At 74.6% G+C, this 13943-nt stretch carries 15 protein-coding genes and 1 pseudogene; 11 read left to right on the top strand and 5 right to left on the bottom strand.

Features of this window, described 5'->3' with window-relative positions; translation table 11 throughout:
- The 5 genes and pseudogenes from ACRYR7_RS11890 to ACRYR7_RS11870 form a co-directional block, all read left to right on the top strand.
- Nucleotides 1-370 (top strand): annotated as a pseudogene (locus tag ACRYR7_RS11890) (aminoglycoside phosphotransferase family protein); the annotation flags it as partial.
- Nucleotides 371-742: 372 nt separating this feature from the next.
- Nucleotides 743-1189 carry a hypothetical protein gene (locus ACRYR7_RS11885; protein WP_432572304.1) on the top strand — a complete coding sequence of 149 codons (447 nt, stop codon included), beginning with the start codon at nt 743-745 and terminating at the stop codon, nt 1187-1189.
- A complete protein-coding gene (locus ACRYR7_RS11880) occupies nt 1186-1362 on the top strand; it encodes a hypothetical protein (protein WP_432572303.1) in 177 nt (58 codons plus the stop codon). Before ACRYR7_RS11885 ends, ACRYR7_RS11880 begins: the two co-directional genes overlap by 4 nt.
- Before the next feature lie 11 nt (nt 1363-1373).
- The gene (locus tag ACRYR7_RS11875) at nt 1374-2402 is read left to right on the top strand and encodes a hypothetical protein (protein ID WP_432572302.1); all 1029 of its coding nucleotides are present in this window, start codon (nt 1374-1376) and stop codon (nt 2400-2402) included.
- Between the two features lie 204 nt (nt 2403-2606).
- Complete coding sequence (locus ACRYR7_RS11870) at nt 2607-3161, top strand: hypothetical protein (protein WP_432572301.1); 555 nt, start codon at nt 2607-2609, stop codon at nt 3159-3161.
- Here the strand turns inward: ACRYR7_RS11870 and ACRYR7_RS11865 are convergent.
- The gene (locus tag ACRYR7_RS11865) at nt 3155-3400 is read right to left on the bottom strand and encodes a hypothetical protein (RefSeq protein WP_432572300.1); all 246 of its coding nucleotides are present in this window, start codon (nt 3398-3400) and stop codon (nt 3155-3157) included. The genes ACRYR7_RS11870 and ACRYR7_RS11865 overlap by 7 nt on opposite strands.
- A 410-nt stretch (nt 3401-3810) precedes the next feature.
- On the opposite strand from ACRYR7_RS11865, the gene ACRYR7_RS11860 reads away from it, so the two are divergent.
- The gene (locus tag ACRYR7_RS11860) at nt 3811-4398 is read left to right on the top strand and encodes a glyoxalase superfamily protein (protein ID WP_432572299.1); all 588 of its coding nucleotides are present in this window, start codon (nt 3811-3813) and stop codon (nt 4396-4398) included.
- Nucleotides 4399-4530: 132 nt separating this feature from the next.
- Here ACRYR7_RS11860 and ACRYR7_RS11855 read toward each other — a convergent pair whose 3' ends face one another.
- Nucleotides 4531-4917, bottom strand: coding sequence for a hypothetical protein (locus ACRYR7_RS11855; RefSeq protein WP_432572298.1), 387 nt, complete (start codon nt 4915-4917; stop codon nt 4531-4533).
- A gap of 69 nt (nt 4918-4986) precedes the next feature.
- Here ACRYR7_RS11855 and ACRYR7_RS11850 point away from each other — a divergent pair, with 69 nt between their 5' ends.
- Nucleotides 4987-5208, top strand: coding sequence for a hypothetical protein (locus ACRYR7_RS11850; RefSeq protein ID WP_432572297.1), 222 nt, complete (start codon nt 4987-4989; stop codon nt 5206-5208).
- Between the two features lie 88 nt (nt 5209-5296).
- Here the strand turns inward: ACRYR7_RS11850 and ACRYR7_RS11845 are convergent, their stop codons facing one another.
- Nucleotides 5297-5827 (bottom strand): hypothetical protein, encoded by a 531-nt coding sequence (locus tag ACRYR7_RS11845; protein ID WP_432572296.1) that lies wholly within the window; start codon nt 5825-5827, stop codon nt 5297-5299.
- 90 nt (nt 5828-5917) lie between these two features.
- The gene (locus ACRYR7_RS11840) at nt 5918-7246 is read right to left on the bottom strand and encodes a hypothetical protein (RefSeq protein ID WP_432572295.1); all 1329 of its coding nucleotides are present in this window, start codon (nt 7244-7246) and stop codon (nt 5918-5920) included.
- A 272-nt stretch (nt 7247-7518) separates the two neighbouring features.
- Here ACRYR7_RS11840 and ACRYR7_RS11835 point away from each other — a divergent pair, with 272 nt between their 5' ends.
- From ACRYR7_RS11835 to ACRYR7_RS11825, 3 genes are all read left to right on the top strand, one after another.
- Nucleotides 7519-9282, top strand: coding sequence for a hypothetical protein (locus ACRYR7_RS11835; RefSeq protein WP_432572294.1), 1764 nt, complete (start codon nt 7519-7521; stop codon nt 9280-9282).
- Between the two features lie 211 nt (nt 9283-9493).
- Entirely contained in the window at nt 9494-10054 is a 561-nt protein-coding gene (locus tag ACRYR7_RS11830) for a hypothetical protein (protein ID WP_432572293.1), read from the top strand.
- The gene (locus ACRYR7_RS11825) at nt 10051-10677 is read left to right on the top strand and encodes a hypothetical protein (protein WP_432572292.1); all 627 of its coding nucleotides are present in this window, start codon (nt 10051-10053) and stop codon (nt 10675-10677) included. Before ACRYR7_RS11830 ends, ACRYR7_RS11825 begins: the two co-directional genes overlap by 4 nt.
- Nucleotides 10678-10865: 188 nt before the next feature.
- On the opposite strand, the gene ACRYR7_RS11820 is transcribed toward ACRYR7_RS11825, so the two are convergent.
- The gene (locus ACRYR7_RS11820; RefSeq protein ID WP_432572291.1) at nt 10866-11093 is read right to left on the bottom strand and encodes a hypothetical protein; all 228 of its coding nucleotides are present in this window, start codon (nt 11091-11093) and stop codon (nt 10866-10868) included.
- A 752-nt stretch (nt 11094-11845) separates the two neighbouring features.
- Between ACRYR7_RS11820 and ACRYR7_RS11815 the strand changes: the two genes are divergently transcribed.
- The gene (locus ACRYR7_RS11815) at nt 11846-13582 is read left to right on the top strand and encodes a sensor histidine kinase (protein WP_432572290.1); all 1737 of its coding nucleotides are present in this window, start codon (nt 11846-11848) and stop codon (nt 13580-13582) included.
- The last annotated feature ends 361 nt before the right edge of the window (nt 13583-13943 follow it).

Raw genomic sequence — 13943 nt, 5'->3', positions numbered from 1 at the left:
CGTCGACTGGGACCTGGCCGCACCCGCCGCACCGCTGCGCGACCTGGCGTTCCTGGCGCTGACGTGGGTCCCGCTGAGCGCCCACGACGTCGCCGCCGCCGACGGATTCCCCACCGGCACCGACCGCCGGCGCCGCCTGCGCCTGCTGCTGGAGGCCTACGGCTGGCACGGCAGCACGCACGAGGTGCTCCACGCCGTGCGTCAGCGCGCCGCGCAGCACGCCGCGGGGCTGCGGCAGGCGGCCGCCGACGGGTACGGCCCCGCGGTGGACCTGGTCGCCGAGGGGGTCGCCGAGGACTTCGAGCGCGCCGTGCGCACCCTGGACGCCGAGATGCCCTGGCTGCTGCAGGCGGAGCGCGAGCCGCGGTAGGCGGGGTGTGCTCACCCGTTCCCTTCCGAACGACCACTGGGCGATTCATGCCGTGGTGTTCGCCCTGGGGAACTCGCCGATCAGGCCTGACCTTGCCGCCCCGAGGGGCCACCGGCCATGCTGCACCCGCGCCCGCACCGTCGTCTCCTCAGCCACCTGCGCAGCACCTCGCCGCCGACCTGCGAGCACCGCGGGCTTCACGGCCACGGCGCACGGTGTGGGATCGGCAGATCACCGAAGCGCCCACCCGCTTGATGCGCGCACGGTCCAGGGGCAGTCTTCAGACGAGGGCTCCTCCACTCAGCACCCTCGTCGGCACCGGCACCGGCAGCTCGGTCGCGGCAGCACCGGCCTCTTCCCCAGGAGCAGCACGTGAGGACCTTCACCACCTGCACCCGGCGCGGTTACGAGCGCCTCAGCGACCTGGCAGCGCGCAGCGAGGCAGCACTGACCTTCACCGCCGGGACAGCCACGATCGAGACCATCGCCGATCTGCCCTTCACCATCACCTCGGCGCTGGTCACCACCGGCCTGCCGGCCGGCACCGCCCCCGGCACGGTGATCAGGATCCGTCAGAGCGGTCGGGCCGGTCAGCTGCAACCGAGCAACGGGCCCAGGCTGCTCGTGCGGGGCAGGAACTACGCGGCAGCGCTGATGCGCTTCCACCTGCAGCCCGGCGACGACACCGGTCAGTGGGTCATCGTCGGCGATGGCCTGTGGCAGGACCAGGGCGCCGGTGAGTTGAGGCTGGACGCGGCCGACTCCGCCCTGCCCGCGATGAGCACCCTCAGCGCCCTGGGCGAAGCCTGGCGGGCGTGAGCACCCCCGGCCGAGCACCACCCGGCTCGGCCCGCTCCCACAGCCTCGCCGCCACGGACCTGCTGGAGCTGCTGGAGCTGCGCGCAGCGCGCTCGCTGCCGCCGCGCGCGCACCGGGAGAGCGGGTGCAGCAGCAGCGTGCCGGCTCCTCGTGAGCGCACCGGCTCCTCGTGAGATCGTGGGCCGTGGTCAGCGACAGCCGCGAGCACGACACCTTCGGGCCCTGGATCGAGCAGGTCCACACCCCCCACGACGTGCCGCGCCTGTACCGCGATCACCCGCTGGACCTGAACAGCGCCCGGCTGGTGCTGAAGGTGCCCCGCAACATCCCCCGGCGCGAGGCGCTGGCCGAGACGGACCTGTACGAGCACCTGCTGGTGGTGCACCCGCAACGGCTGAGCGTGCTCAGCCGCCACCACAGCACCCACGAGGCACCTGCGGGCGGGCCCGGCGGGTACCGCACCCGGCACGTGGATCTGGACGACGTCGTCGCCGTGCACGACGAGGTGGACCTGCTCGATGCCCACCTGCACGTGCACACCCGCGACGGTGGCGTCCTCTCGCTGAGCTACAACGGTTCGGCGCGAGGACACGTGCAACGCCTCATCGACGAGCTGCGCCGCGGCAGCACCGGCACCACCGGCGCTGCAGGGAGCACCCGCGCTCCCTGTGGTGCCGGTGCCGACGTGGACACGGTCATGGACACGGTCATGGACACGGTCGTGGACACGGGCGTGGACACGGGCGGGCTGGCGATGCCCTCCCTGGGCGCCGACGACCTGCGCGACGTCGCGGTCGTGGCGGACTACCTGCACGTGGCCCGCCGGCGCCCGGACCTGCTCCCGCTGGCCTGGCACGCCCGGCAGGTGCTGCGCCCGCGCTGCACCAGCCCGGCCGGGGCGTGGCGCCGGCTGAGCCACCTGCGCTCACCGATGACGCTGCAAGCGGCGCTGCTGGCCCGCGACGGCACGCACCTGGAGGTGTTCACACGCCGCCGGCAGCTGGTGCGCGGGCAGCGACCGGTGCACTGCAGCTCCCGGCTGGTCCTGGCCCTGCGCACCCTGGAGCGGGTGACAGCGCGCCCGAACAGCCGCTACCGGGGCGCCACCGACATCACGCTGCACGCCGGGCAGGCGCGCTTGCACCTGAGCGTGCCCACCGGCTCCCTGGCCGAGAGCGTCCTGCGGCTCAGCGCCACCTGGCCATCGAGCTGAGCCCCGTCCACCCACCTCAGGCCCGGCCCGCCGGTGGGCCACCAGCACCGATCACGCCCCACCCCCGGGCTCGCGAGGCCCCCGTGCGATCGGGTGAGGCGCCAGCCACTCGATCGCGCAGCAAGGACCATGCGCTCAGCGCTCGGTGGGCCCGCTGCTCCAGCACGGCGCCGGCGCTGCGGCGCGCGTAGCACACTGGGGCCGGTGGGCACCGTCATCCTGACCGGCACGAGCAGCGACGGGGCGCGCTGGACGCTGTGCAGCGAGGACACCGCGCCGGTACCGGGGGTGCTGCTGCGGGTGTACACCGCCGCGGGCGTGCACTGCTGGAGCACCGGGACAACCTCCACCCCGCCACCGCACGCTCAGCTCATCGAGGGTGCCGCGTTCACCGGCGAGCAGGACGAGCCGTCCACCTGGCTGATGAAGCTGCACCCCGACGTGCGCGCGGTGCTGGTGCGCTTCAGCGACGGCACCGAGCAGGACCTGCGCGTGGTGGACGACCCGCACCAGCGCGGTGTGCGCTGGGCGGTGCTGGCCCACCCGCTCCACCTGCACGTGCACCGCATCCAGTTGCGCGATGCCGCCGGCGCGGGGCTGCCCGACGTGCTTCCGCAGCGGACGATCAGAGCGCGTCGTCGGCCGCACCCGCACTCGCACCCGCGGCAGGTCCGTACATCGATGGCGTACACGCGCGGAGGTGACCACGGCGCGCACGCACTCCCACGGCGTGCTGCACTCGTTGACCGCGCTCAGTAGGTACCTTCGATCTTCGCCTGCGCGACCAGCTCGTCGTAGCGGTCAGCGCCCTCATCGACCGCCTGCGGTGCCAGCACGGCGCTGGACCACGGGATCTCGCACGGAGCGCTGTGCTGCGGTTCGGGGCACAGGGCCCTGATCAAGCGTTCGTGCACCTGCCACGCCTGTTCCTGCGTGGCCCACAGGCCGATCCGGATCTCGTAGGTGCCCTTGCCGTTGGCCGGGTTGATGGGAGCCATGCCCAGACGGTAGCCAGTCGACCTCTTCCGCTGCCCTCTCTCCCGCTGCCCCTGTGCAGGTCGTGCAACCTGACGCTCACCGCGCAGTGCGCGAGCGGTCAGGTGCTCACCTCAAGCAGGTCTGTGCTCGCAGGCTCGCGCGCACCTCGGTTCACCGCGCGCCCAACGCGCGATCACGGATGTCGGCGGCATCGCCGTCATCACGATCTGCAGGTGTTCTCCGTTGGCCGATCCGGCCAACCCTGCTGACGGCGGCTAGCCTGCCGGTGGCTCGGTGCAGCCTGCCGCTCGCGCCCCCCCGGGGTCTGGTGAATGCACCGCTGGGTCCAGCCTCCCGCGGCTTCCCGGACGCGGCAGCAGCCGGCAACGCGAGCACCCGGCACAGCACCTGCCGCCCAGGAAGGCGCACCATGACCCCCTCGACGACCCCGCCCTCGACCCCTCTCGCCCGCGCCAAAGACCTGGCCAAGCTGCTGCGCAGCGACCTGGCCGCCGCCGGCATCGAGGTGCCCCACTGCCTGGCGCTGGAGCTCATCGCCCACCAGCACGGCGCGAAGGACTGGAACACCCTCGCCGCCACGACCGGCGCGCGCACCACGGCCGCGCCCGTGCAGGCGCCCGTGCAGGCGCCGGCGTTCGCCCCCGGCGTCCCGGTGCTGCGGGTGGTGTCAGCGCAGGTGGCGCTGGGCTTCTACCGCGACTACCTCGGCTTCACCCTGGACTGGGAGCACCGCTACGCCCCGGGCTTCCCGCTGTACGTGCAGGTCTCACGCGGGCAGACGGTGCTGCACCTATCCGAGCACCACGGCGACGGCAGTCCCCACGGCGTGGTGTGGATCGCGGTGGGCGACGTCCACGCCCTGCACACCGAGCTGCGCTCGCGCCAGACAGCTCCCCTGCGGCCAGGCGTGGACATGCACTCCCCCGGCGGGCCGACGCTGGAGGTCATCGACCCCTGCGGCAACGTCCTGCGCTTCTGCCAGCCCGAGAAGGCCTGAGCACCAGACGGCGCGCGGAGGAGCAGGGCCGGTGCCCGCCGTCGGCGCGCTGCGGGCGAGGTCACGGTCATCCCGCTCTCCGGTCGGGATCACCGCTGTCGGCCACACCTAACGATGCTGAGCGTTCAGGCGTCAGGAGGTGCCGATGTCCTCAGGAGCCGGGAACGTGCTGGCGCCGTCCTCGACCTCCAGCGGCGCCAGCTCCAGGTAACTGAGCCGGTCTTCATCCACGAAAAGCATCAACAGTGCCCCGGCCGCCTCAGCCTCCAGCACGAGGCGGCCACCACCGGTGAGCGGGATACGCCCGGCGGCGTCGGTCAGCTCGATCGAGGGGCAGGTGCCGCACCCGCACGTGCGACCGGCCCGGGTCCGGGGCACCTGGGCTAGCCACCGGGCGCGATCTGCAGTGGTGACGGGGCGCTGCGCGTCGCTGCTGGTGCCCCGCTGCAGCACCGCTATCAGCGCTTGCTGCTCGTTTGGCGTCAGTGCCCGGGCTTCGTGCTCGAGGGAGGTGGCCACGGGTGCCATCATCGCGCGCCGCTCGCCCGTCGCGCCGTCGGTGCGCCCTGAGCTGCCAGCACGATGACCGTGACTTCATGGCGGCTGACAGTTGACGGGGAGGACTGGCTGGTCAAGCAGCGGCCCGGCACACCCGGCTGCTACGACTTCGACTGGCTCTCCAGCCCCAACCCCGGCTACGGCTTCGGCTCGCAGACCTCCGTCAGGTCGCCCATCGGCGAGGAGGAGATTAGGCAGGCTATCGCCGACTTCCTCGCCGGCATCAATCCCGAGACGGGCTACCTCGACTGAGGCCTCGGCTCCAGCGCGCGCCGCGCACACGTGCTCGGTCATGGCTGCGGGCTCAGTAGGCGCTCTGGAGACGTCGGCTGTGCTTGGCTCACCTCGGCGCGGACTCAGCGCACCCGCTCCCCAACTCCCCCACTCGATGGACCACCTCACCCGTCCGCATGCACGCCCAGACCACATCGAGGTCCGGGTAGAGGGCCCGGTCCCGGTCGGGGTTTCGGTCGGGGTTTCGGTCGAGGTCTAGATCGGGGTGCCGGTTCAGGTCTCGGTCCAGGTGCCGGGCCCGCCCCCGATCGGGCTCGTGCAGGCGCGGGGTGAGGGGGTGGGTTCCCGGGTGCAGCGGGCACGGCGGCCACGGCCTCATGCCCAGCAGACGGCCCTCGACGACGGCGTCGTGCAAGGCGTCGGCGGCGGCGAGCACCACCTGCGCGGTCACCGGCTCCCCCGGTGCGCCGGTGAGGACACCCGTGCCGGAGCTGTCTGGAGTCCAGACCACCGCGACCGCCGCCGAGTGGGGGTCGTAGGGAGATGGCGCCCAGTCCTCCTGCACCCGGTAGCCGATCCCGCTACTGTCCCAGTCACGGAGGACGGGACCGAGCACGGCGGCTGTCTCAGGTCGCACCCGACCATGGTGGTCCACCATAGCCGGGACCGCAGCGGTGGCCGCCACGGTGGCCGCCACGGTGGCCGCTGCGAGTGGGGTGCAGCTAGCTCACCCACCCCCCGAGCCCGGCGCAGGCGCGGCATCCGAGCGGGGTGTCCAGCGCAGCGGGTAGTCCTCCTCCCGGCTGCACCACAGCACCGGCTGCCCCACCTGCTGCACGACATCGGTCAGCCAGTACGTCTGCCCCGGGCTCCACCCCGCCAGCAGCGTGCGCGCCGCACCGGGCCGGACCCCCTCGACGTCCGCGCCCACCAGCGCCCTGGTCACCTCCCAACCCAGCGCTGTCTGCAACAGGCGCCCCGAGAGCGCCAGGTAGCCGCGCACGCTCAGGTGCACCCCGTCCCAGTTGCTCGCCACCGACGCCCAGTCCGGCAGCACCCACGCCCCGTCCCAGCCGGTGGCGCGCCACCAGTTCTGGCGCCGGGAGAACGTCACCGAGCGCGGGTGGGCCGCCACCAGCTCGCACCACGCCTGCGCGTCGTGCACCTCGTACACGCGCACCCCCTGGCGCAGCCGCACGGCGCGGGCGTGGACCTCCTCGATGCCCGGCTCGTCCTCGAGCAGCGTCATCCCCACCGGCAGCACCTGCCGGCGGCTGTCGAGCTTACCGACCTCAAAGGAGTCACCAGCAGCGCAGTCACCCGCGCAGGAACCACCCGCGCAGGAGCCGGCACCAGCGCCGGCAGCGGGACCGCCTGTCCCTGCCGTGGCCGGCAGCACCGGCGTGCTCAGCAGCAGCTCGGGCAGCCGCGGTGGGCTGGACCACCACGTGCCGCTCCAGTTGGCACCCGCATCGCGCGGGCGTTCCAGGCGGCAGCGCTCCTCCTCGGCGGCTGCTTCCTCGCGCCAGCGCCCCAGCGCCGCCGACGCCACCGACTGCGAGGACGCCGCCCCCTCAGCGCCGGGGACGATGAGCTGGTAGCGATCGCGCCCCTCGCACAGCCACGACAGGTGCTGCTGGGCGCTCAGGTCCACCGGCTGCGACCAGCACGCCGCCGCGGCGCTGGTGGCCACCGCCCGCGCCAACGGGCGCAGCTGCCGGGCCACGCCCGCATCGGCCAGGGCCTGGTCCTCGGTGTCCGGCTCCTGCCAGTACCGCGCCGAGCACACCGCGTCCGCCAGCGCCGTCAGCAGCTGGCGCGGGTCCTCGCGCGCGGCCAGCGCGCCCAGGTCCATCGCGGCCACCGCCTGCCCCAGCCGCTGCCGCAACCGCTGCAGCAAGGACTCGCTCAGCGGCGCGAGGTCGTCCTGGCCCCACGCCGGCCACGTCCACGGCTCCGCACCACCGGCCCGGGTGGCCTCGTGCACCAATGCCGACAGCAACCGCCGCCCGCGCGGGCCGACGAGCAACGCCTGCGCCAGCTCCTCGGTGCTCACGACCTCGAGCGTGCCAGGACGGCACCACCAAAGGCACCTGCATTGCCTCGCGGCACCTCGTCCACGGCGGTGGGACGTGCTGCCCGATCACCTGACACGTCCGTCACCTGGTCCTGCAGCAGATCGACCCACTCGATCGCAGCGCCACGACTGCTGCGATCGGGACGCGCGAACTCCCTGAGGTGCGTGCTCGTGAAGCCACCCGGTGGGTGCTCGAGCGAGATGGAGCGAGCACGCCGTCACGCACGGGCGTCCTGGGGCACCCTGAGGGTGTGACAGGAAGCGCCAGCACCGCGCGCGATCCGCGGCCGCGACGGCGCAGCGTGCTGCTGACCGGGCTGGCCGGGCTGGTTGCAGCGCTGCCGCCCCTGGCGTCGTGCACCGGCGAGTCAGGAGCTGGCGACCCCGACGGCGCGCACCGCGACGGCGCGCGCCCCAGCACAGCAGGCGCGGGGCCGGCACCCGACGTTCGCGGCTGGACCTCGCTGCCGGCGCCGCCCTGGCTGCAGCAGCCCGTGCTGCGCGTCGGGCAGGCCGCGGTGTGGACGGGCAGTCAGGTACTGGTCTGGGGCGGGTCCTCCCCCGTCGCCGACGGGTGCGCGGTGGCCCTGACCGCCGACGGTGCCGCCTGGACCCCCAGCACCCGCGGCGGCGAGGACAGCGAAGACGGCCAGGACGGCGAGGGTTCGTGGACGGCGCTGCCACCGGCACCGCTCGCAGCCCGCAGCGCCGCGCAGCTGTGGTGGACCGGCACCAGCGCGGTCCTCATCGGCGGGCACGACCCCTGGGCGGCGTGCGAGAACCGCCCCGCGGGGTTCCTGGACGCCGCGCTCTACACACCCGCCGACCCCGCCGCCGACCCCGCCGCCGACCCCGCCGCCGGCAACGGTGCGGGCGCAGGCACCTGGCAGCGCCTGCCGGACCTGCCCTGGCCGGCTGGGACGAGCGTGGCGGCCAGCGCCTGGATCGGCGATGAGGATGCTCCCGACGACGACGCCCCCGGCAGCGCTCCCGGAAGCGCTGCCGGCAGCACGCCCGCTGGTGGTTCCACCGGTGGTTCCGGCAGTGGTTCCGGCAGTGGTTCCGGCAGTGGTTCCGGCAGTGGTTCCGGCAGTGGTTCCGGCAGTGGTTCCGGCAGTGGTTCCGGCAGTGGTTCCGGCAGTGGTTCCGGCAGTGGTTCCGGCAGTGGGCACCCAACCCCCGGGCGCGTGCTGGCGTGGTCACCGGGCACCGGCGCGTGGAGCCTGCGCCCGGGCGAGGCGGCGTGGACCCAGCTGCCGGCCCCACCGCTGAGCGCACCGGCATCCTCGGTATCCCCGGCGCAGTCCTCGTGGGGATCGGTGCGCAGCTGGTGGACGGGCACGCAGTGGCTGCTCATGGGCACCGCGGGCTTCACCGGCCCTGCGGGACCAGCGGGCCCTGACGGCTCCGGGCGGCCGGTGCCGCTGGGCCTGGCCTTCGACCCGGCCCGCTCTACCTGGCGCAGCATCGACCCCGGCCCGCTGAGCGCTGCGGGCGTGGGGGCGATCTGGTCGGGCACCCACCTGCTGGCCTTCGACCCCACGGCGGGGCTGAGCAGCTACGAACCGGGCACCGATCGCTGGACCCGCGCCCAGCCCGGCCCCCTGGACGAGATCGGGACCACCTCCTCCGACGGCGGGCCGGCACTGGCCTGGACGGGCACGCACCTGCTGGTGTGGGGCGGCGCGCGCCGGGCGCGCGATACCTCCATGTGCATCGACGGTAACGGCCCGGAGGACCCCGCGTTCGAGTACGGCGGGGTCTGCAACCCCGCCCCCGGCCCGCTGGGCGCGGCCTACCACCCGGCCACCGGCTCCTGGCGCTTGATCCCCGACGGCCCCTGGCAGCGGCGAGCGCGCACCAGCGCGGTGTGGACCGGCACCAGCGTGTTCTTCGCCGGCGGGGTGGACCTGGAGCAGCGCCGCGCCGGCGCCGCGGCGGGCACGGACCACCCCGACAGCGCGTTCGCGACCTTCACCCCCAGCGCCGTCCCGGGCGCAGCGGGCACCGGCTGAACCAACACCAGATGATCCAGCACCGGCTGAGCGGGCACCGGGCGCAGCGGGCACCGGGTGATCCACTGAGCCCTAGAGCACCGCGTGCACAGGCAAGACGCCGTCCGCGCCGGTGCGCGCTCACCGACCACCCTGCGGCACAGCACCGGGCACGGCGAGCGCCGGCGCAGCACCGGTGACGGCAGCGCGCGCGTGCGGCACCCTGGGGCGGGTGAGCAGCGGCATCCCCCTCTCCTTCGAGCAGGAGCTGGGAGTCCTGGCCCACGGCCCGCGCGTGCTCAGCGCCGCACCGGGCATCGGCATCGGCCTGCGCTGCGTCTTCGCCCACACCGACGGGCTGATGCTCTGCGTGCAGGTCAAGGCCACCGGCCAGACCGCCCGCGACGCCTACCAATCCGGTCCCCACCTGGGCAGCGGCCGCAGCGCCCACCCGCCCCGTCCCGCGCTGCCCCCCAGCGAGGTGCGCCTGCAGGTGCCCGCCAGCGCCGGCGGGAGCATCCCGGACGCGCAGCCCTGGCCGTGGCTGGAACACCACGTCAACCACACCACCTACGGCACCCCCGGCGCCTCGCCGGACCACCCGGACCACCCGGACCGCCCGGGCACAGCGCTCTACGTGCAGGAGCTGAACCTGTGGTGGCCGGTCCTGCCCGCCGACGCGCGCCTGCCCCTGCACGCCGGCTGGCCCGAGATCGGCGCCCCGATGAGCACCACCGTGCTGGCCCTGCACCACCTGGACCGGCTGGCCCAGGAAGTGATCAAGCTGCGATGACGAACCCCCACCCCCAGCCCTTCGACCCCGGGCAGCGGCCGGGGAAGCCGTGGAGGCCGTGGCAGGTGCAGGACTCCCAGGCCACCTGGTCCAGCCTGGGCGCCATCGCGCACGGGCCGGTGCTGCTGGCCCGAGCGCCCGGCATCGCCATCGGGCTGCGCTGCCTGCTCGCCCACCCCGACCGCCTCAGCGCCTGGCTGGTGGCCAGCGCCGAGGCCGCTTCCACCCCGCAGGACCTGCGTACGCGCAGCGCGGGCGAGGCCACCGCGCAGGAGGACCTGCGGGAGCACTGGCCGGAGCCGCCGGGCAACCCCGTGGTGCACGCCAGCGTGGACCGCGTGCCCCAGCGCCTCTTCCTGGGCGAGCGCAACGACGCCCGCGGCGGCGACGGCGTGCGGCGCATCTCGTGCGTGGCGCGCATCTTCGGGCTGCCCACCGACGACCGGCTGGGCTTGCGGGTCTCCTGGGGGCCGGCACTGCCCCCGACGTCCACGACGCTGGACCTGCCCGGCCTGCGCGAGATCGCCGCCGGCGCGATCCGCTTCGTCGACGGCGACACCGACGTGGCCATCAGGGGCGAGGACGAGGGCGAGGGCGATGAGCCGGGGGCGTCACCGCGCTGACGACGCGGCAGCAGCACCGCGCGGCTGCACCACCCGCCAGGCGCACGGCCACGGCCACAGCCACGGCCACGGCCACGGCCACGGCCACGGCCACGGCCATGGCTCCAGCGAGCCGGCAGGCGCGATCGGTGCTCAGCACCGCCCGGTCAGCACCCCCCGATCAGCACCGCCCGATCAGCACCGCCCGATCAGCACCGCCCGATCAGCACCAGCGCCTGCTGCCCGTCAGCGCTGACCCACCGCCCACCGCTCCACAGCAGATCACCTCCCGGCATCGGCGCCCGGCTGGTGGGCGCCTGGCTGGTGAACGCCGCGCGCACCACCTGCCACTGCTGCACCGCGTCCATCCCCTCGAGGTGGTCCAGCTGCCGGCCGCCGTACCAGTACAAGACCAGCGCAGCCCCGGCGGCGATCAACGCGTCCGCCTGCGCGCGCTTGAGACGGGTGGAACGGCGTTCACAGGGGTCTGCTGCGCGATCCGGTGACACCACCTTGACCTCAGCCGACCTATCGCCGGGTCGCACAGCAGAGCCGCTGCTCCCCTCTGGGCGGTTCAAACCTGCTGAGCGCAAGCGGGCCGTGGCGACCGCCCACCTTCAGCCACGATCACCCGGCCACGGCGACCCGGCGCACCGGTCAATTGCCAGGTCGTTCCCAGCGCCGTCACAGCTGGGGCCGACACGTTGATCACCATGTGTGCACCGCTGCCGCAGGACCACTGGCGCACCACGGCGCGGGCACGCACCGGCCACCACGAGCACCAGCGGCACCGTGAACACCAGGAGCACCGAGAGCAGCACGGCGCCGGGGCCGGCAGCGTGAAGCCCGCACCGGCAGCAGCCAAGCCGTGATGGACCCCAACGGACCCACCGGACCCACCGGACCCACCGGATCGCCCGCCGATCCCACCGCTGTCCCCGCCGCCAGCGCCGATCCCACCGCTGCCCCCGCCGCCAGCGCCGATCCCACCGCTGCCCCCGCCACCGGCGCTGGCGCGCCGGGCCACCACGCGCCCGGGCAGCACCCGCACCCCGACCCGCCACACCCCGACCCACCGCACTCCGACCCGGCGCACTCCGACCCGGCGCGCCCCGGACCTGCGCCCTCTGCGGCTGCGCGCGCGCTGGCGCACCTGCCGGCGCACCTGCCGGCACAGCTGCGCGACCGGGTGCGCCGGCGCGCACAGGCGCTGTCCCTGCACGCGCGCCTGCTGCTGATCGTCACCGCCCTGCTGCTGATCGCCGAGGTCCTCTTCTGCCTGGCCTGCACCGCGCTGCTGCGCGCGAACCTGCGCGCGCAGGTCGACCACGAGCTGCGCACCCAGGGCGTGGCCGCCATCGAGACCGCCCTGGGCCGCCTGCAGCGCGGGCAGGGGGAGTCCTTGCTGCTCAGCGACTACTTCATCCAGTTCAGCGACACCTCCGGCACCGTGCTGCAGGTCGCCTGCGCGCGCACCAGCACCGGCGCCTGCCGCGCGGCCCCGCGCCTGCCGGTGCTGGACGCCGCGCTGATCGAGCAGCACCAGCAGCAGGCCTCCAGCGAGATCGCGGCCGGTCCCGGTGACGCACCCGGGCAGGGGGCCGGTGCGGTACCGGTGGGTGAGCCGGTCACCGTGCCCGACACCGCCGGCGGGGAGCAGTGGCGGGTGATCTACCTGCCCGCTACCACCGCAGCACCCACCGGCGCGTCCACCGGCGCGCCCGTGCACGTGGCCGTGGCCCTGCCCCTGGCCGGGACCAGCACCACGGTGGCCACCTTCCTGACCGGCGCGGTGCTGATCGGGGCGCTGGTGCTGCTGGCCGGCGCCGGGGCCGGCGCGCTGGTCACCGCCCGCGCGCTGCGCCCGCTGGGGCGCATCGAGCGCACCGCCAGCGCCATCGCCGCCTCCGCGCTGGCCACCGGGGACCTCAGGCGCCGGGTGCCCGGAGCGGGCAGCGGCACCGAGGTCGCGCGCCTGGCCGCGGCGCTGAACACCATGCTGGCCCGGATCGAGCAGCTGGTGCTGGCCCTGCAGCGCTCGCAGGAGCAGATGCGCCGCTTCATCGCCGACGCCTCGCACGAGCTGCGCACCCCGCTGGCCGCGATCCGCGGCTACTCCGAGCTGTACCGCCAGGGCGCGGTGCGCGAGGACGAGCAGGTCGCGCACGTGATGGGCCGCATCGAGAGCGAGGCGATCCGCCTGGGCACCTTGGTGCAGGACCTGCTGGCCCTGGCCCGCCTGGACCAGGCCCAAGCCCACCAGGCGCAGGTACAGGCCCAGGTACAGGAGAACGGCCAGCAGAACGCGCAGCACCCCGACCAGCTGAACGCGCAGCAGAACAGCCGGCAGAACGAGGTCGTGGACCTGGCGGTGCTGGCCGCCGACGCCGTGCACGATGCGCGCGCGCTGGCCCCGCAGCGCCAGGTGCGCCTGGTGGGACTGGCCCAGGGCGCCGGCGCGGCCCCGGCACCGGTGCTGGGCGAAGACGCCGGGCTGCGGCAGGTGCTGGGCAACCTGCTGGCCAACGCGCTGCACCACACCCCCCAGGGCAGCCCCGTGCAGGTGGCCGTGGGCACCGTGCAGGGCCCCAGCGGCACCCACAGCGTGCTGGAGGTGCGCGATCACGGCCCCGGCATCAGCGAGCAGGAGGCGCACAAGGTCTTCGAGCGCTTCTACCGCAGCGACGCCTCGCGCCAGCGCGCCACCGGCGGCTCCGGGCTGGGGCTGTCCATCGCGGCCGCGATCGTGGCCGGGCACGGCGGCAGCATCGCGGTGGTGCCCACCCCCGGTGGTGGGGCCACCTTCCGGGTGCGCTTGCGCGCCCACCACGACCCGCACCAGCACGACGACGGGCACGACGACGGGCACGACGACCAGCACGACGACGGCGGCGACGGGCACGGGCACCGGCACGAGCACCGCTGATCCTGGGCGGGCACGACGGGAAGAGGTGCAGGCGGGTCAGCGCCGCAGCGGCACCCTCGCGAGGACGCCCGCCCGAGCCACCCGAGAAGGATCCAGGCCCGGCCTGGACGCACCGGGCGAGGCCGACCGCTACTCGCGTGCCCGCCGACCCCGCCGACCCCGTCGACCCCGCCGTACGGCCGGCTGCTGCGCGCAGCGCCGCACGGCCGCACGGCCGCCACCAGCAGCGGCAGCAGCACCGGTGCGCGACCTCGCCGACCGCTCCAGTTGAGGCACGCTGGTGCGGTGCCGCGCAGCGAACCCACCCACGATGGCGAGCAGCAGCCGCCCGCCCGCATCGAGCTGGGCTACGAGCACGACG

The sequence above is a fragment of the Kineococcus gurbantunggutensis genome, assembly GCF_050871925.1.
GTDB lineage: Bacteria > Actinomycetota > Actinomycetes > Actinomycetales > Kineococcaceae > Kineococcus.
This window is presented reverse-complemented; position numbering and strand designations above follow the sequence as displayed.